The sequence below is a fragment of the Fretibacterium sp. genome (assembly GCF_057312375.1).
In genome coordinates, this window is the sequence record NZ_DBHLDX010000020.1 from 1 (window position 1) to 17828 (window position 17828).

The 17828-nt window shown below is 63.2% G+C and carries 15 protein-coding genes and 2 tRNA genes; 6 read left to right on the forward strand and 11 right to left on the reverse strand.

From position 1 onward, the window contains the following. Positions 1-545 precede the first annotated feature (545 nt). Positions 546-1277, forward strand: coding sequence for a hypothetical protein (locus ACO41U_RS04750; protein WP_485942007.1), 732 nt, complete (start codon positions 546-548; stop codon positions 1275-1277). A gap of 71 nt (positions 1278-1348) precedes the next feature. Here ACO41U_RS04750 and ACO41U_RS04755 read toward each other — a convergent pair whose 3' ends face one another. Together ACO41U_RS04755 and ACO41U_RS04760 are read right to left on the reverse strand one after the other, a co-directional pair. After that, a complete protein-coding gene (locus ACO41U_RS04755) occupies positions 1349-2041 on the reverse strand; it encodes a transglycosylase SLT domain-containing protein (protein WP_485942009.1) in 693 nt (230 codons plus the stop codon). 362 nt (positions 2042-2403) lie between these two features. Continuing rightward, positions 2404-3840: a TolC family protein gene (locus ACO41U_RS04760; RefSeq protein WP_485942011.1), complete on the reverse strand. Its 1437-nt coding sequence runs from the start codon at positions 3838-3840 to the stop codon at positions 2404-2406. A gap of 270 nt (positions 3841-4110) precedes the next feature. Between ACO41U_RS04760 and ACO41U_RS04765 the strand changes: the two genes are divergently transcribed. From ACO41U_RS04765 to ACO41U_RS04775, 3 genes are read left to right on the forward strand one after another with little or no spacing between them, the layout of a single operon-like run. Next, positions 4111-6444: a Tex family protein gene (locus ACO41U_RS04765; protein ID WP_485942013.1), complete on the forward strand. Its 2334-nt coding sequence runs from the start codon at positions 4111-4113 to the stop codon at positions 6442-6444. Beyond that, entirely contained in the window at positions 6444-7688 is a 1245-nt protein-coding gene (locus ACO41U_RS04770; RefSeq protein WP_485942015.1) for a BaiN/RdsA family NAD(P)/FAD-dependent oxidoreductase, read from the forward strand. Before ACO41U_RS04765 ends, ACO41U_RS04770 begins: the two co-directional genes overlap by 1 nt. A 58-nt stretch (positions 7689-7746) precedes the next feature. Next, positions 7747-8949, forward strand: coding sequence for a M20 metallopeptidase family protein (locus ACO41U_RS04775; RefSeq protein ID WP_485942017.1), 1203 nt, complete (start codon positions 7747-7749; stop codon positions 8947-8949). Positions 8950-9194: 245 nt separating this feature from the next. Here the strand turns inward: ACO41U_RS04775 and ACO41U_RS04780 are convergent, their stop codons facing one another. Then, complete coding sequence (locus ACO41U_RS04780; protein WP_485942019.1) at positions 9195-10112, reverse strand: bile acid:sodium symporter family protein; 918 nt, start codon at positions 10110-10112, stop codon at positions 9195-9197. A gap of 430 nt (positions 10113-10542) precedes the next feature. Between ACO41U_RS04780 and ACO41U_RS04785 the strand changes: the two genes are divergently transcribed. Continuing rightward, complete coding sequence (locus ACO41U_RS04785) at positions 10543-11463, forward strand: ketopantoate reductase family protein (protein ID WP_485942021.1); 921 nt, start codon at positions 10543-10545, stop codon at positions 11461-11463. 167 nt (positions 11464-11630) lie between these two features. Next, entirely contained in the window at positions 11631-12182 is a 552-nt protein-coding gene (locus tag ACO41U_RS04790; protein WP_485942023.1) for an ASCH domain-containing protein, read from the forward strand. Between the two features lie 74 nt (positions 12183-12256). Here the strand turns inward: ACO41U_RS04790 and ACO41U_RS04795 are convergent. The 8 genes from ACO41U_RS04795 to ACO41U_RS04830 form a co-directional block, all read right to left on the reverse strand. Further along, a tRNA-Glu gene (locus ACO41U_RS04795) sits at positions 12257-12332 on the reverse strand. A gap of 6 nt (positions 12333-12338) precedes the next feature. Then, positions 12339-12414: transfer RNA gene (locus ACO41U_RS04800), tRNA-Lys, on the reverse strand. Between the two features lie 171 nt (positions 12415-12585). Then, a complete protein-coding gene (locus ACO41U_RS04805; RefSeq protein ID WP_485942025.1) occupies positions 12586-12870 on the reverse strand; it encodes a hypothetical protein in 285 nt (94 codons plus the stop codon). Positions 12871-12915: 45 nt separating this feature from the next. Then, positions 12916-13476 (reverse strand): DJ-1 family glyoxalase III, encoded by a 561-nt coding sequence (locus ACO41U_RS04810; RefSeq protein ID WP_485942027.1) that lies wholly within the window; start codon positions 13474-13476, stop codon positions 12916-12918. A gap of 104 nt (positions 13477-13580) precedes the next feature. Next, positions 13581-14873 carry a C40 family peptidase gene (locus ACO41U_RS04815; RefSeq protein WP_485942029.1) on the reverse strand — a complete coding sequence of 431 codons (1293 nt, stop codon included), beginning with the start codon at positions 14871-14873 and terminating at the stop codon, positions 13581-13583. 51 nt (positions 14874-14924) lie between these two features. Further along, positions 14925-15203: a preprotein translocase subunit YajC gene (gene yajC, locus ACO41U_RS04820; protein WP_298781543.1), complete on the reverse strand. Its 279-nt coding sequence runs from the start codon at positions 15201-15203 to the stop codon at positions 14925-14927. 69 nt (positions 15204-15272) lie between these two features. Continuing rightward, entirely contained in the window at positions 15273-16451 is a 1179-nt protein-coding gene (locus ACO41U_RS04825) for a M20 metallopeptidase family protein (RefSeq protein ID WP_485942031.1), read from the reverse strand. Positions 16452-16621: 170 nt separating this feature from the next. Then, positions 16622-17806, reverse strand: a complete 1185-nt coding sequence (locus ACO41U_RS04830) for a M20 metallopeptidase family protein (RefSeq protein ID WP_485942033.1) — start codon at positions 17804-17806, stop codon at positions 16622-16624. Positions 17807-17828 lie beyond the last annotated feature (22 nt).

The window sequence follows — 17828 nt, forward strand, 5'->3', positions numbered from 1 at the left end:
GAGGTGAGATTCGTCTGGTGACGGGCCCGGGCTTCAAACCCGGTGAGGGGCGGTTCTCGCCGTCTCTGGTGGGTTCGATCCCCACACGCCTCCGCCACTTTTTAGACGACGCTCGAAGAAGAAACGCCAACCCCTCGTTCGTTTAATACCAATTCGCGGTAAAGAAAGGCAAGAAAAGCCCCCCTGATAAGCCCCTAAGCAACCGACACGGCTCGTACCTCGCCGGTCGTCTGGCCGAGCTGCGGAAGTCCCCCGGACTTCCTTCGCCCTCAGCCGACCGACACGACGCCGACCGCCTATCGGCGTCCGTAAGTCGTGTCGTCTGGCTGAACCCCTCCGCCGCCCTTGGCGGCACCTCCCCTTTCAGGGGAGGCAATCCACATTAAACGCGATTCGGTATAATCTGATGATCTGGGAAGAGGCCCTTGAGCTGCCACGGCGAAGGGGCGAAAAAAACCACCCTTGCCCTGCCGGGGCGATGAAATATAATGAGTGTCGCTTCACCATCATAATCATAATATTTTTATTAAGGAAGGCGTTTACCGATGAAAAAGACGATGTTTTCCCTGTCCCTGCCGTTCCTTGCCGCGGCGGTATTCCTTCTGACGCAGGCAGTCCCTGCGGAGTGCCTGACGGCCGAGGACGTTAAGAGCTACGTCGATGCGGCCAAGGCCCTGAACCTGAACGAGGACAACCTGAAGATCGGATCGGAGTCGGCCGAGGAGGCCATGAAGGACGACCACTTCATGGCGCTGCTCCGCGGCAGGCTCCGCATCGCCCGCCTGCTCAAGACCGCCAGCAGGGCGGAAGGGGAGGAGGGATTTTATGCCCTGCACGTGGAGGCCGGTCCCGTCGTCGCCTTTCTGTGCCAGGGTGGAGCTCCAACGCTGGACAGGCTCGTCCAGGGCGCCGTGGAGCAGGTCGTCAAGCCGCTCCAGCTCGAGGCGACCCTCAAGGAGCTGCCCCGCTACTACGAGGCCATCGTGGGCACGGAGGGATGGCAGAAGAAGTTCGGCAAAATAATGGAGGAGGGGGAGTATCCTTCCATTCAGAGGGGAAAGATATTCCACATCGCGGGCTTCCCGGAGATCGGGGACAAGCCCTACTACACGGCGGCCATGGACATCGATCTGAGGGACGATACGATGTACCTCTCCGAGTGGGACGCGTCCGCAGAGGGCTGGCTCTATTCCTTCTGGATGCGCCGCTGGCGGGAGGGGACCATGGAAACCGCCAAGATCGCTGTCGACCTGCTGAACAAGGCGCTGGGACAGTAACAAAAAAGTTTGGAGCGTTGCTCCGAGAACGTCAGGAGGGCCCCCTGGGGCCCTCCGTTTTTTTTATGCCGTCAGCTGTTTTTCAGGTGTCGCTGATAGGCGTCCTCCAGCCTTTTGACCTCCGCAACGATCTTGAGTGCCAGCCGCCGGTTGCCGGCGCTGTAGCGCAGAAGTCCGCCCTGCAGGTCCGCAGAGGCCGCACAGCAGCGGGAGAATATCTCCGTGCCTACCAGGACGTTGTACTTCGGGTCGAACATGTCCTTCGCCTGCGTGATGTGGGGGTACTTCTTCGTGATGGTGCGCTTGTGGACGCGCCACCGCACCTGCATCAGGCCGTAGTCCCCGCCGCGGGAAAGGGCGTCGTGCCGCGCACTGGACTCGTTGACGATCATGGCCGCGATGACGAAGGGGTCCTGCTGGAACTGCTGCCCCGCCTCGACGATGAACTCCGCGTAAAGCCGCGCCTTCTGCGGCGACAGCTTCTTGTTGTAGCGAAAGAGAAGGGCCTTGATGCTCTTCAACTCCGCCTCACGGTCCCGCTGGCCTGCAACGGCCTTCTTTGGGGCCTTTCCCTTGTTGCGGGTTGCCGTGACGGTCACGGGTTCCTTGGGAAGGATGTTGGCCGTAATCAGCGGCTCCGAGTGTCCGAACAGGCGCTCGACCTCCTCGTCGCTCGCTTCCGCTGCCCACGGAAGGGCGAAGAACCCCGTCGCCAACAGACACAAAATTGCGCTGCGACCGCGCGCAGCATTCCTAAAATTCACTGGGCGTCCCCCCTGGAAAGATTTTGGGGTCCTGCCTGACTGGATGACGGACGAGAAAGAGAACGCCGTTTCCACAAACGCTCAAGCCCGCAGACCAACAGACGCCAGACAGTACATCACAGCTTCTTTACCTGAATGTAAACGCATCCTCTCTTAAAGGGCGCAGGCGATCCTCTCGCCCCTACTGCCCCATTTCGCCAAAGAAGCCCTAGACGCTAAAACCCCGCATAGAAAAATTACGGTAGAGATATTAACACAGGAGTCAAGGCTGAAAATCCGAAAAAAAAGGGAAAAGGAACCGTCCTTTTCCCTTAGATTTTTCCTTTAGATGCAGGCCCCGCAAAGGCCGAGGTCGTTTTCGCCTATCGTTTCTTCTTTGACTCCGTTTTCTTTTGAGACTTCGCCTCTGCTGGAGATTTCGCGGACGCCTCCGGGGCCTGGCGGCGCTCCCCGCGCAGGCCCACCAGCCCGACCTCGCCCGCCACTTCAGTGCCCTTGCCGTAACGGACGACGGCCTCCTTCCAGGCTCCGTCCTCGTTGGGGGCGTAGTCCCCGATGGCCCTGCGCATGGCGACCAGCGCCACGTACATGCTCTTCACGGCGTCCAGGTACTCCGTCCGCACGGTGCGGTAGGCCGTCTGGGCGTTGATGAGGTCGATCTGGGCGCCCATGCCCTCCGCGTACATCAGCTCCGTGATGCGCAGCTCCTCCTCGGATCGGGCCATCTGGCGCTTCTTGTCCGCCTCGAGCGCCTCGGCGTTCTTCCAGTTGTTCATCGCCACGGCGATGTCCTGCCGGGTTTCCTCCTTCAGGGAGTCCAGGGCCGCCTCCGCGGACTGCACCATGCGGTCCGCGTTCAGGACGCCGTACTTCGTCTGGTGCCCGTCGAAGATCGGGACGTTCAGGGAGAGCCCCGCCTGTGCCTCGTGGCTCTGGGGCGTGGCGGATATGTCGGGGTCGGCCCAGGCCGTCCACTGGAGGCTGACGTCCAACGTCGGAGAGAGCCCGCGGGCCGTCAGCTTCTTCACCACCTTCGCCCGATCCAGCGTCAGCTGCGCCGCCCGCATGTCCGGACGGTTCTTCAGCGCCTCGTCGTAGCTCAGCGTCATGTCGAAGGCCGGGACGTGCAGGGGCTCGTTCCGCGGCTCCACGTCCAGCCCTCCGGCCAGGTAGGAGAGGTTGGCCAGCAGGTTGTTGTAGCTCGTCTCCGCGCGCTTCACCAGCGTCTCCGCCTCCACCACCTGAGCGTCACTGCGCACCACGTCCAGCTTCGGGACCAACTGCTGACGGTACTTTTCCAGCGTCACACGATGGTTCTCCGCCCGCTGGCGCAGGATCTCCCGCTGAAGCCGCACGTTCTCGCGGGCCAGGACCGCCGACCACCATGTCTGCTCCGCCGTGGCCACGAGGGCGTTCACGTTCGCGTCGAACTGCGCCCGTGCGATCTCGTAGCCTAGGACGTTCTGGCGTTCGTCCAGCGAGTACTTCCCCGACAGGTCGATGCGGTGCGTCAGGGCGAGGCCCGCACTGCCCATGGTGTAGTTGTCCTCGCCGTTCATCTCGGAGAGCCAGGCCCCCTTCGCGTTGAGGCCCAGGCTGGGGCGCTGCGCGCCCATGGCCGCCAGCACGGCGTAGTAGTTCGCCTCGACGGCCTTGACGCCGGACCGCAGGGCGTGGTTGTTCAGCAGGATCTCCTTCAGGTAATCCGGAAAGCTCATCTGCACCAGCGCGGCGGCCTCGCTGGCCAGGACGCCGGTCAGGCACAGGGAAAACAGGAACAACTTGAGAATACGCTTCAACGCGACCACCTCGGTGTCATCATTCGTCAAGGGCCATCGGCTCAGGCTCCCTGAGAGCCCGCAGACGGGAAATCGCCGCAGCATCCAATGTTGACGCAAATATTTATCAATATATTCTATACCCGTGCCGCATCCGCGTCAATTTTCAAGGGCCCGGAGGAGAGGCCCTCTCCCCACTTTTGGTATAATCTTTACCGTTCCGATCAATTCCATTCAGGCGGCTTGGGACGCGGTTGGCCCGTAGCTCCGCCAGGGAGGAGATGATTCTGAGTGGAAACGACGACGGTACGCTCTACCCCCAACCCAGAGGCTCACCCCCCTCACCCTGCCCTCGACATTCCAGACGCCATCGCAAAGGAGCTGAAGCTCAGCCGAGCTCAGGTCAAGGCTGTGCTGACCCTCTTCGACGACGGCTGCACCGTCCCCTTCATCGCGCGCTACCGCAAGGAGGCGACGGGATCGCTCGACGAAACCGTCATCACCGCGATCCGGGACCGCGCCGCGCGGATGGCGGAGCTGGAAAAGCGCCGTGCCGCCATCCTGGACTCGCTGGCTGAGCGCAACCTTCTGACGGAGGAGCTGCGGGCCGCCGTCGCGGCCGCCCCGACGATGACTGCCCTGGAGGACGTCTACCTGCCCTGGCGCCCCAAGCGCCGCACCCGCGCCTCCATCGCCGCCGAGAAGGGGCTGACCCCTCTGGCGGACCTCCTGATGGCGCAGGACGACGCCATGGACCCCGCCGCCGCCGCTCAGGCCTTCGTGAGCGGGGATCGAGGCGTCGCCAGCGTCGAGGAAGCCCTGGCCGGCGCCATGGACATCCTGGCCGAGCGCGTCAGCGAGGACCCGGACTCCCGCCAGGAGACGCGGCGGCTCTTCGCCCGTAAGGCCGTGCTGACCAGCGCCTGCGCCAAGGGCAAGGAGGAGGAGGGCGCGAAGTACCGGGACTACTTCGAGCTCGAGGAGAGCGCCGCCTCCATGCCGTCGCACCGCGTGCTGGCCATCCTGCGGGGCGAGCGGGAGGGGTTCCTCACCACGAGCGCCGCGCCTCCGGAGGAGGAGGCGATCTCCCTGCTGAAGCGCCGCTTCGTGCGGGGCGCGGGCGCGGCGTCGCGCATGGTAGCCGCCGCCGTGGAGGACGGGTACAAGCGGCTCTTGCGGAAGTCCATCGAGACGGAGCTGCGCGGGGCGATGAAGAAGCGGGCCGATGCCGACGCGATCCGCGTCTTCGCGGAGAACGTGCGGGAGGTGCTGATGTCCGCACCCATGGGGCAGAGGGCTACGCTGGCCATCGACCCCGGCGTGCGCACCGGCTGCAAGGTCGTGTGCCTGGATGCGCAGGGGGCTCTGCTCTACCACACCGTCGTCTTCCTCCAGCGGTCGGAGCGCGAGCGGGAGGACGCCGGAAGGGTCCTGCGGGAGCTGGTGCGGAAGTACCACCTCGAGGCCGTGGCCGTCGGCAACGGCACGGCGGGGCGCGAAACGGAGGTCTTCGTGCGGGGTCTGGACCTGCCCGACGTGGCCGTCGTCTCCGTCAACGAGAGTGGAGCCTCCATCTACTCCGCCTCCGAGGTGGCCCGGCGCGAGTTCCCGGACCAGGACGTCACCGTCCGCGGGGCCGTCTCCATCGGCCGCCGCCTCATGGACCCCATGGCGGAGCTCGTCAAGATCGACCCCAAGTCCATCGGCGTGGGCCAGTATCAGCACGACGTGGACCAGAAGGAGCTGAAGCAGGCGCTGGACGACGTCGTGACCCACTGCGTGAACGCCGTGGGTGTAAACGTCAACACGGCAAGCCCGGAGCTTTTATCCTACGTTTCGGGCCTCAACCGCCAGACGGCCTCCCAGATCGTGAAGTACCGCGAGGCCAACGGCCCCTTCGGCGACCGCGAGGCCCTCAAGAAGGTGCCGCGCTTCGGCCCCAAGGCCTTCGAGCAGTCCGCCGGTTTCCTCCGGATCATGGGAGGCGCGAACCCTCTGGACGCCAGCGCCGTCCACCCGGAGAACTATGCCACCGTGGCCCGCATGGCCGCGGCCCTCTCCTGCACGGTGGCCGACCTCCTCTCCGACCCCGCGCTGCGCGCCCGCATCCGCCTTCCGGACTTCGTCTCCGAGACGGCGGGCCTCCCGACGCTGCAGGACATCCTGTTGGAGCTGGAGAAGCCTGGGCGCGACCCGCGGCGGAAGTTCGAGCCCTTCGCCTTCGACCCCAACGTCCGCACGATGACGGACCTGGCTCCAGGCATGATCCTGAACGGCATCGTGACCAACGTGACGGACTTCGGCGCCTTCGTGGACGTCGGCGTCCATCAGGACGGGCTGGTCCACATCAGCCGCATCGCGGACGTGTTCGTGGAGAACCCCCACGCACACCTAAAGCCGGGGCAGCACGTCCGCGTGGCCGTGCTGGAGGTGGACATGGAGCGAAGCCGCATCGCCCTTTCGGCGCGGAAGTCCGACCTGGGTGAAAAGACCCCGGAGGGCAGGCTCCGCGGTGAGGGGGCGCATCGGGCCGGCGGACGGCGCGAGAGGCCGGAGAGGCCCGACATGACCATGGGTTCGCTCTTCAGGGAACAACTGGCCGAGGGCGGAAAGCGGCGACGCTGATGGAACGCTTCGACGCCATCGTGATCGGCGGCGGGCCGGCGGGCCTCATGGCGGCCCTGCGGGCGGCGGAGCTGGGGGAGCGCGTCCTCCTGACGGAGAAGAACGCCTCCCTGGGGACCAAGCTCCTGCTGGCGGGCCGGGGGCGCTGCAACTTCACGAACGCGGAGCCGGACCCGGCCGCCTTCATCGCGCGCTACGGGGACAAGGGGCGCTTCCTGTGGTTCGCCTTCAGCCGCTTTGGGCCGGCGGAAACCCTCGCCTTCTTTCGGAAGCACGGCGTCGAGACCGTGACGGAGCGGGGAGGCCGCGTGTTCCCCGCGGAGGGCGGCGGTCAGCGCGTCCTGAACGCGCTCCTGATGCTCTGCAGGAAGTTCGGAGTGCGCATCCTGAGGAGCTCCCCCGTGCGGTCCCTGAAGGTCCGGGACGGGCGCGTGGAGCGGCTCATCACGGAGGTCGAGGAGCTGGAGGCAAATCGCTTCATCGTGGCGACGGGCGGCAAGTCCTACCCCCGCACCGGCTCCACGGGGGACGGCTACCGCTTTGCGGAGCAGGCGGGACACTCGGTCGTCACGCCGATGCCGGCGCTGGTCCCCCTCAAGACCCATGAAACCTGGGTGAAGCTGGCCCACGGGTGCGACCTGCGGAACGTGCGGGTGACGGCGCTGGTGGACGGAAAGCCGGTGGACGAGCGCTTCGGCGAGATGGAGTTCACGAACTTCGGCGTCAGCGGGCCCGTCATCATGGACATGAGCTCCTCCGTGCCCGACTGGATGGCCCAGGGGGCCCTCTCCCTCTCCATCGACCTGAAGCCGGCCCTGACGCGCGAGAAGCTGACGGAACGGGTGCGCCGCGACCTGGAGAAGTTCAGCACCCGCCGCTTCGCCGGCGCCCTGAAGGGGCTGGTGCCCGGCCCCCTCATTCCGATGATCCTCGCGCTGTCGGACGTGCCGGAGGACAAACCCGCGGCCTACGTTTCAAGCGAGGAAGCGGAGGCGACGGCGGACCTGCTGAAGGACATCCGCCTGACGGTCAACGGGCTGTGGAGCTTCAACAACGCGGTGGTCACACGAGGGGGCGTCAGCCTGAAGGAGGTGGACCCCGCCACGATGCGTTCCAAACGGTGCGAGAACCTCTACTTCGCCGGCGAGGTGCTGGACCTCAACGGGCCGTCGGGCGGCTTCAACCTCCAGATCTGCTGGAGCACGGGCTGGGTGGCGGGCGAGGGGGCGCAGCAGCCCAGGTGAGCGACCGGAGGCGTGCCTGCGCTCGCTTTGTATAAAGAAATGAAAGGAAGTTTCGGTTATGAACGACGTCATCGAGAGGATCGGAGAGCTTTCCGGGGAGTTTGAGCCGGAGATTATCGCCTTGCGGCGGCATTTTCACAGCCATCCTGAGCTGTCGTGGCAGGAGGAGCGGACCACGGACCGCGTTCAGGAGGAGCTTCTGAAGCTGGGCATCGAGACGGTGCATCGGGGCTACGGTGGCACGTCGAGCGGCCTCATCGCGGACATCCAGGGAGGGGCGCCGGGCCAGTGCGTCGCCTTGCGCGCCGACATGGACGCGCTGCCGGTGACGGAGGAGAACGACGTGGAGTACCGCTCCCGAAACGAGGGCGTCATGCACGCCTGCGGGCACGACGCCCACACGGCGGCCCTCCTGGGGGCGGCGAATATCCTGATGCAGATCCGGAGCGAGCTGCGGGGCACGGTGCGCCTGCTCTTTCAGCCGGCGGAGGAGGCGGGCGACCGGTCCGGAGCCAGGGCCATGGTCGAGGAAGGGGCCCTTCACGGCGTGGACGCCGCCTTCGGCCTGCACGTGGCCTCCATCTTCCCTGCGGGCAAGCTGCTGTACCGCCGCGGCCCCTGCTATGCCGCCTGCGACGTCTGGAACCTCACCATCGAGGGCAAGGGCGGCCACGGTTCGGCCCCGGAGCTGGCCATCGATCCGACGCCCGCTGCGTTCCAGATCGGCAGCGCGTTCCAGACCGTCATCTCGCGCGAGGTATCGCCCAGGGACACCGCGGTGCTGAGCATCGGCTGCCTTGAGACCTCATCCAAGGCGTTCAACATCATCCCGGAGCGCGTGAAGATGGTGGGGACCGTGCGCACCTTCGAGCGCGGCGTCCAGGACGCCGTCGAGTCGGGCATGAGGCGCCTGTCCTCGGACATCGCCACGGCCTTCCGCTGTCGCGCGGAGCTGGACTACCACCGCTCCGCAGCGGCGACCGTCAACGACCCCGCCATGACGGACCTGCTGATCCGGGCCGGGACGGACCTCTTCGGGCCGGAGGCCATGGTGGAGGCGCCGCTCAACATGGGCTCCGAGGACTTCAGCTGCTTCGCGGAGGCCGTTCCTTCGACGTACCTGCAACTGGGGACGGCGGCCCCGGACCGACCGGGGACCCATAGGCCCCACCACTCGGCGAAGTTCGACCTGGACGAGGCTCAGCTGAAGCGCGCCGCGGCCATCCATGCCGCCTTCGCGTGGACGTACCTCAGCCGCTGAGCGCCCCCGCCCGCACTGCGCCAGAGCCAGGTCCGTCGTCTGATACGAAAGGGGAGCGGTTTCCCGCTCCCCGCATACTGTGAAGTGACAGTCTGACCGGCGTTGCCAGCGCGCTGAACTTTGTCGTCTTTAGCGCGCCTCCGTTCGTTGATGACACGGCCTAATCCGCGATCTCGCAGAAGAGGTTGCAAAGTGTAGCGTCGCCGACTCTGCGCAGCGGGTACAGAAGGCCTTGAGTATCTTCTTCAACGTTCTGAACCGGGGCGAAGGAATAATTTGATCGTCGCCGTGGTCAGCAGGATGTTTAGGGGAACGTTGATAAGCGAGGGGAGGGCAGCCATTGGGTAGACGTCGTGAAAGGTGGCTGCGATGCCGGCCGAAAGACTGGTGTTCAGCGACAGGGAAGCGATGACGAGCGCCGAGGCCTCCCTGTGGTCCAGCCTCAGGAACTTTGTCGAGAGGATGGCCCCCGCTGCAGCAATAACGAAGTTCACCGTCAGAGCGGCAATGACCTTGACGGAATCCAAAGCCATGATCGAGGCCTTGTTGGGGGCCACACACACCCCCACGATGATCAGGATGGCAATCAGCGAGATCAGCCTGATGGTGGGCTTTATCAGGGTATACAGCGTTTCCGCCCGCCTCCGAATCAGCATCCCGATGACCACCGGGACTATAACGATGATGACAATATTTTTAAACATATCCAGGAAGTCAATCTCCACCCAACCGCCGCCTAAAAGGTAGGTCAGGGAGGGGGTGAGGACCGGCGCCAGGAGCGTTGTCAGGGACAGAAGGGCGACGGACAGCGCCGCATTTCCCTCCGCGATATTGATGAGGACCATGGACGCAGTCCCAGTGGGCATGCAGCCCAGCAAAACCATTCCAAAAGCAAGCTCGTTGTTCAGACTGAACAGCCTTGCAGCAATCCATGCCCCGGTGGCCATGAAGAAGTACTTGACTGCCATGCCGCCCAAGAGCATCCTCGGTCTTCGCAACATGCGGAAGAATTCCAGCGCATCGATGGACATTCCCGTCCCCAGCATGATGACCATCAGCAGGATGTTGATTAGGGGGAAGCCCATCAGGCGCAACCGCGTCGCCGGTAGAAAGACCTCTGGGGCCAAAAGTGCCGCCACGGCTACCGCGAAGACAAAAAACATGAGGAACCTGTTCACAAAATTGCCGATATGCTCTATTAACCGTATCATGATCTTCTACATCACCCTTTAAAACGGCCTGGTGAGCCAGGCCACTTTGGAATCTCGAAGGCCTCGGCGACGGCCCGGCCAACGTCCGTTGGGACACCCTCAGACAATGGAGAGAGCTCCCCCATTGTGAATTTTGAGACGTATTATTTCTAATATACCTACTTGATTTGAAAATGTCAACGATTTCTCTTAGGAGAATATCGCAATTCTGCCGGAAAGATCAATCCTAAATCTAAAGAGAGCCCTTGACTTCCCAGACCCCTTTTAGTATATTCTAGCCTAGAGGTATTATTTCTTGATCCGCCTTAAAACCTAAGCTGCGGGATTTTTTGGAAAAGGCATTTGCTGTGCAGCGTCTAAGAAAGTAAAGGAGATTTTTACCATGAAAATTGTCGTTGTGGGCGCAGGGGCTGTTGGTACGCTTTTCAGTTCCATACTGTTTAACCACGGACAGGATGTCACCCTGGTGGAGAAGAGGCAGGAGATCATCGACGCAATTCAGAAGAACGGACTGAAGATACTTCGCGGGGATAAAGAACAAACCCTGAAGATTAAAATCACGAACCGCATCGAAGACGTTTCATCCCCAGACCTGATCATGTTTACGGTCAAGTCCTACGACAACGTCACCGCGGCCCAAGACTGCCTGAAGATCATCGGAAACAACACCACAGTCCTGACGCTGCAGAATGGCATCGGGAACTATGAAACGATCGCTGAGATCGTGGGGAAGGAGCGTACCGTGGTGGGCACCACCACCTTTGGCAGCACGCAGTTCGCGCCGGGCTGCACAAGGGGTAGCGAAACGGGCTCCATCTCCATTGGTGAGTATTCGGGTGGCATCAGTGACCGAATCAAAAAACTGGCAAAGATACTGGAAGATGGAGGGTTTGAGGTCCAGATGGTGGATGACGTAAACAGCCTGATCTGGACGAAGCTGGCTGTAAACGTTGGCATCAATGCGATAGGCGCCCTCTGTCGTATCACGAACGGCCAGACGCACCTCGTGAAACCTGCAGGCGAGATCCAGAAGCTGGCCGTCGAGGAATTGATGAAGGTGGCGAAGCTGGAGGGCATCAAGCTGGATTACGACCACCTGTATCAGCACGTCACCGACGTGGCCGTCCGCACACAGAGCAACAAGTGCTCCATGTTGCAGGACATTGAGAACGTAAACCACACCGAGGTGCTTGCGATCAACGGCGCTATCGTGGACAGGGGCAAGAAGCATGGCATCGAAACCCCCGTCAACTTTGTGTTGACGCGTTTGGTCAAAGCCGCAGAGCTGGGACAACTGGAGTAGCGTTCCCCTGCTGGCCATTGAGCCTTAAAATAAAAAACCGCTATTAGGATGGCGGCAAAAAGTCTTGGCAGCCCCGCGGGGCTGCCGAATTTTTTTAAAGGTGGGTTTTACAGGGCTGCAACTGTGCCGATTGTGACGTCTGGAACCTCACCATCGAGGGCAAGGGGGTGGCACGGTTCTGGCTGCCGGAGCCGATGCCCGCTGCGTTCCAGACCGTCATCTCGCGCGAGGTATCGCCCAGGGACACCGCGATGCTGGTCGTGTTGAGTCTATGTGGTATGATGAAAAGAGCACCTGTTTGTTCGCATCTGAAGCGGGGAGGACGTGACGAGATGAAAGCGTTGTCGGTAAAACAACCTTGGGCGAGTTTGATCGCCGGCGGGCATAAGACGATCGAGTGGCGTTCATGGAGAACGCACTATCGAGGGCCGTTGCTGATTTGTTCGGGGAAAACTCCAGACGATATCTATTTTGAATTTGACCCTGATGAGGCGAGGCAAAATTGGCCTCTTGGCGTCGCGGTCGCGACGGTTGAGCTGGTCGAGGTCCGCCCGTTCGACGCCAAAAAAGATGCCGAGGCGGCGATGCTTGATGAAGACGATCTGCCCTCTGTGCAGGGATTTTCCTGGGTTCTGGAGAACCCTGTGGCAGTGCCGGACACTCCGCCGGTTCGCGGCAAACAGGGGCTTTTTGAGGTCACTTTGCAGCCTGCCCCGTAGCATAAGCCACGGTTTTTTTATTGCGCTTGGATCGTAAATCCAAGGTCCTTATGATGATCATTGAATGGTTATAATGGCGGTCCCAGCGGGGTTCGAACCCGCGTCGCAGCCTTGAAAGGGCTGTGTCCTAGGCCTCTGGACGATGGGACCGCGCGATGGTGAGCCGTGTGGGACTTGAACCCACGACACCCGGATTAAAAGTCCGGTGCTCTACCGACTGAGCTAACGGCTCAAGGCGTCTGAAACAGACACCATGGCATTATACCATAACAATTTGAAGAGAGGGGAAAGAAAATGCCCGCGGGGGCGACGACGCCTCCGCGGGACGAAGGGGAATTCGTCCGCATTCCTCAAAGGGACCGCCGCGGCGAACCCGTTGAGGTCGTGGACGCCCGACGCCTCCTCAGTAGCCGCTCTGCTTTGACATCAGCGCGTCGTACTTGCCGCCGCTCTCGTCCACGTAGAGCACCTCCGCGGACTCGGCCGCGGGGCAGAACTGCATCAGCGTGGCGGTTCGAGCTGCTGCGTTCTCCTCCTTCAGCTTGGCGTCCTGGTCCGCCTTGCCGGAGAGGCCGTACTTCGCCATGATGGGGCGAAGGTTCTTCAGCATCACGATCCCCATCTGGAAGTTCTCCAGGTCCTTCTCCCCAGCCTCCTGAACACAGCGCGCAAACTCCTCGTTGGTCATTTCATCCACCTCGATGATCAAAGTTGTCCCCGGTTTTAAACGGGCCTATCGCTGACCTCCGCCGATCAGCGGGATCAGAAAGTCCTTCGCAACCTCGTCGGCCCTCTCCTTGCCGCAGAGGAGTTCGAGCAGCTTCAGCGCGAAGAAGGGCGTGATGGCCGGCCCCTTCGCCGTGGTGATGTGTCCGTCCGTCACGACGTTTTCGGTGCCGAGGATCGCGCTGGGAATCTGGGGCTCCATCCCCGGATAGCAGACGGCCCGGCGGTCCTTCAGCACTCCGGCGCGCTCCAGCGCGAGCGGCGCCGCGCAGATGGCGGCCAGGCGCTTCTTCGCCGCGTCGTACTTCTGCACCAGCGTTCGAAGCCCCTCATACCTGGCGTACTCCACCGTTCCGCCTGGGATGACCAGCATGTCGAAGTCCTTGTCCTTCACGTCGTCGAAGAGTGCGTCCGCTCGAACGGAAACCTTGCGGCTGCTCACCGCGTCGCCCCGTCCCGTCAGGGAAACGGTCGTGACCTCGACGCCGCCCCGCCGCAGGATGTCCACGGTGGTCAGGGCCTCGGTTTCCTCAAAGCCGTCGATCAAAAATACCGCTGCGCTTGCCATAGACAACACCTCCTAAGGCCCATTGTCCTCCATCGGGGGCGTTTAGGCAAGCGAAAAAGGGCCTGCCTCATGGGCAGGCCCCGGTCGCTCCTGAACAGGGCGCCTCACCGGACGGTGATGGGCTCGGTCATCTCCGCGAGGTCGCTGCTGATGGTCTCTCCCTCCGGGCGGTAGCCCTCGTCGTTCACCAGGACGAGCGCGGGCCTGTAGGAGCCGGGCTTCGGGTAGAAGTAGATGGGGACGTCCTTGTGCTCCGACGCCGGGTTGTCGTAGAGCATGCGGCGCGTCCTGCCCACCTCGATGGCGGGGCCGTCCTTCCCCTCGGGGTACAGGATCGCGCGGTTTGGCGCGTACCCGTCCGCGCGGGCGTAGAAGCGGTAGCCCGTCTGGTCGCCGGACGTGAAGGGCAGGGCGTAGAACCGCCGGACGACGAGCCGGTTGGGCTCCGCCGGGAACGCCGTCCCCCAGGTGTAGATAGCTGACGGCTTCGCAAGGTCCGCGCGGAAGTCCTCGTCCCCGGAGATCAGGGAGTTGACCCGCGTGTTGAAGGAGGAGCCGTTGGAGTGGATGTACTTCCCGTTTCCGACGTAGAAACCGACGTGCCCGCCCCAGAAGATCAGGTCCCCCGGCTTTGCGGCGGCCAGCGTTTCCGCCGTGTGGGCGTCCTCCGGCGTCCCCTCCACGTGCATCAGGGCGATGGGGTATCCCACCTCCGGGCGGGAGTTACGGTAGATGTCGAGGCCGTTCAGCATGTAGACCATGCTGGTGAAGCCGGAGCAGTCCAGGCCGTAGGGGGTCTTACCGCCCCAGCGATAGCCGACGCCGAGGTAGAGCTCCGCGTCGGCCGTGAGCGCCGCGCGCACGGCCTCCTCCTGGCCCCACGCGCGAAGCTCCCGCACCAGGTTCTTGTTGACCCAGCCGGTTTGCCCGCCGAAGAGTTCGGCGCGAAGCCAGCGGGCGTCCTCGGAGTCCGGTCCCCCCACCTTGAGGTACGCCCCGCGGGGCAGGGTGATGAGCGGGGGATAGGACTCCGTCCGCGCCTCGGGCAGCACGTCCGCAAAGGGGGCGATCACCTGGTGGGTGACGGAGGCCCGCCAGGCCTCGGCCTCATCCTTGGAGACGAGCGCAACGTGCTGGCCCTCGATGGACGTCTTGTAGCCGTACTGCATCCGTACGCTGTACAGCCCCTGGTCGTCCCTGTCCGCCAGGACCTCGCCAATCATCCCGTAGAGGACCTCGTCGTCCCGCTCCCCGTCGTAGAGCGTGGAGGCCATCGGCGCGGTGACGACCGCCCACAGGTCCCCCGATCCGTCGGTCCCCTGAGCGGGGAGTGTGACGAGGGCCGCGGCGCAGAAGGCCGATGCTATGCAAAGCGCTTTTCCAACCAAAGAACGCATGAAACAACCTCCTCAGAATTTTGTGTGCTTGGATTTTGCGTGGTGTGATGCCTATTCTGTCCTGCTCTTGCGGATGGACTGCACGGCGTAGACGACGATCTTCATGGTCGTTCCCGCGTCGTTGAGCTTCAGCACGAGCTCCGTGTCGTCGCGGGACAGGACCTGCGCGATGACGCCGCCTATCGTGACGATCTCGTCGCCCTCCTTGACCGCAGCGTGCATGGCCTGCACCCGCCTGTGCTTTTTTCGTGCCGGCAGCACGGTGAAGAAGTAGATCAGGACGAATATCCCCAGCACGTAAAGGATGCCGAGGGACAACAGATCATTCATGGTCGAACCCCTCCATAGATAAAACCGCTCCGAATTTTCCCCTGCGGGGCCGGTTGGGGAAGTGCCGGCTCAGCGGCCCAGGAACTCCTCCACGATGCTGACGAACACGGCACTGCCCCGATAGAAGACGTCCTCGTCGACGTCGAATTTCGGGTTGTGGTGCGGCGCGTCCGCGTGCTTCTCGTGGTTCACGGAGCACAGGGCCATGAAGGCGCCGGGCGCCTTCTCCAGGTAGTAGGCGAAGTCCTCGCCGCCCATGACGGGCTTGAAGTCCGTGATGACGTTCTCCCTGCCCAACGCCTTCGCCGCCGCGTCGGCCGCGAGCTTCGCCATGGCTTCGTCGTTGACGACGGGGGGAGCGCCCCAGTCCATCTCGAAGTCGCAGCCGCCGCGGAAGGTGGCCGCGACGCCCTTGGCGATCTCCCCGATGCGTTTGGCCAGGTACTGCCGCACAGAGTCCTCGAAGGCGCGGATCGTGCCCTCGATCACGACCTCGTTGGGGATGACGTTGTAGGCGAAGCCGCCCGCGATCTTCCCGATGGTCAGGACGGCGGCCTTGGGCGCGGCGATCTCCCGCGCGATGACCTCCTGGAGCGACAGGACGATGTTCGAGGCGATGGTGATGGGATCGACGCCCTTCTCCGGCGTCGAGCCGTGGCAGCCGGTACCCTTGACCGTCAGGACGAAGCGGTCGAACGACGCCATGATGCACCCCGGCGCGATGGCGAAGGACCCCAGCGGCATCCCCTCGAAGATGGAGCCGATGTGCGTGCCGAAGACGGCGTCCACTCCATCCATGACGCCCTCCTTGACCGCGACCTTCGCGCCCTTGCAGACCTCCTCGCCCGTTTGAAAGACGAACCTGACGTTGCCGGCCAGCTCCGCCTTGTGTTCGTTCAGGACCCGCAGGGCCCCCAGGAGCATGGCCGCGTGCGTGTCGTGTCCGCAGGCGTGCATGCACCCCTCGTGCTTCGAGGCGAAGGGCAGGCCCGTGTCCTCTTTGATGGGCAGGGCGTCGATGTCCGCGCGGAGCAGGATCGTCTTCCCCGGCTTCCCGCCGTGGATCATGCCGATGAGGCCGGAATCGCCCTGGTTCTTCTTGTAGGGGATGCCCAGCTTGTCCAGCTCGGCGCAGATCGCGGCCTGCGTCTTGGGGAGGTCCGTCCCCAGCTCCGGGATCTGGTGCAGGGCGCGACGGATCCCCACGATGTAATCCTGCAGGCCTTCACATTCCTTCCACGGGTTCATGGCGTTCACTCCTTTGCATCCTTATGATGAAAAATTATAGAAATCGAGAAAGAAGGGGGACCCCGCCTTGGAGGTCCCCCTTGAGGCACCTTTTCAGACCGCTCGTCCGGTGGTCAGGAGTTCCCTCCCGAAAAATGCCACTAAAGGTTTTTGAGAGCGTTCAGCGAACGTCAGCAGCCCAGGAACTCCTCCACGAGGCCGACGAACACGGCGCTGCCCCGGTACAGGACGTCCTCGTCGACGTCGAACTTAGGGTTGTGGTGCGGGATGTCCGTGTGCTTTTCGTGATTCGAGGAGCTCAGGAACATGAAGGCGCCGGGCGCCTTCTCCAGGTAGTAGGCGAAGTCCTCGCCCGCCATGTTGGGGGCGGGCATCGACGTGATGACGTTTTCGACACCGAGGACCTTCTTTGCTGCGTCGGCCGCGAGCTTCGCCATGGCCTCGTCGTTGACGACGGGGGGAGCACCCCAGTCCATCTCGAAGTCGCAGCCGCCGCGGAAGGTGGCCGCGACTCCTTTGCCGATCTCCCCGATGCGTTTGGCCAGGTGCTGCCGCACGGGGTCCTCGAAGGCGCGGATCGTACCCTCGATCACGACCTCGTTGGGGATGACGTTGTAGGCGAAACCGCCCGCGATCTTTCCAATGGTCAGGACGGCGGCCTTGGGCGCGGCGATCTCCCTCGCGATGACCTCCTGGAGCGACAGGACGATGTTCGAGGCGATGGTGATGGGATCGACGCCCTTCTCCGGCGTCGAGCCGTGGCAGCCGGTGCCCTTGACCGTCAGGACGAAGCGGTCGAAGGACGCCATGGCGCAGCCGGGAACGACGATGAGCGTTCCGGAGGGAATGTTGGGGTCGAGGATGGAGCCGATGTGGGTTCCAAAGACGGCGTCCACTCCGTCCATGACGCCCTCCTTGATCGCGACCTTAGCGCCCCGGCTGATCTCCTCGCCCGTTTGAAAGACGAACTTGACGTTGCCGGTCAGCTCCGCCTTGTGTTCGTTCAAGACCCGCAGGGCCCCCAGGAGCATGGCCGCATGGTTGTCGTGTCCGCAGGCGTGCATGCACCCCTCGTGCTTCGAGGCGAAGGGCAGGCCCGTGTCCTCTTTGATGGGCAGGGCGTCGATGTCCGCGCGGAGCAGGATCGTCTTCCCCGGCTTCCCGCCGTGGATCATGCCGATGAGGCCGGAATCGCCCTGGTTCTTCTTGTAGGGGATGCCCAGCTTGTCCAGCTCGGCGCAGATCGCGGCCTGCGTCTTGGGGAGGTCCGTCCCCAGCTCCGGGATCTGGTGCAGGGCGCGGCGGATCCCCACGATGTAATCCTGCAGGCCTTTGCATTCCTTCCACAGGTTCATTGATAATCTTCCTCCTAAATTC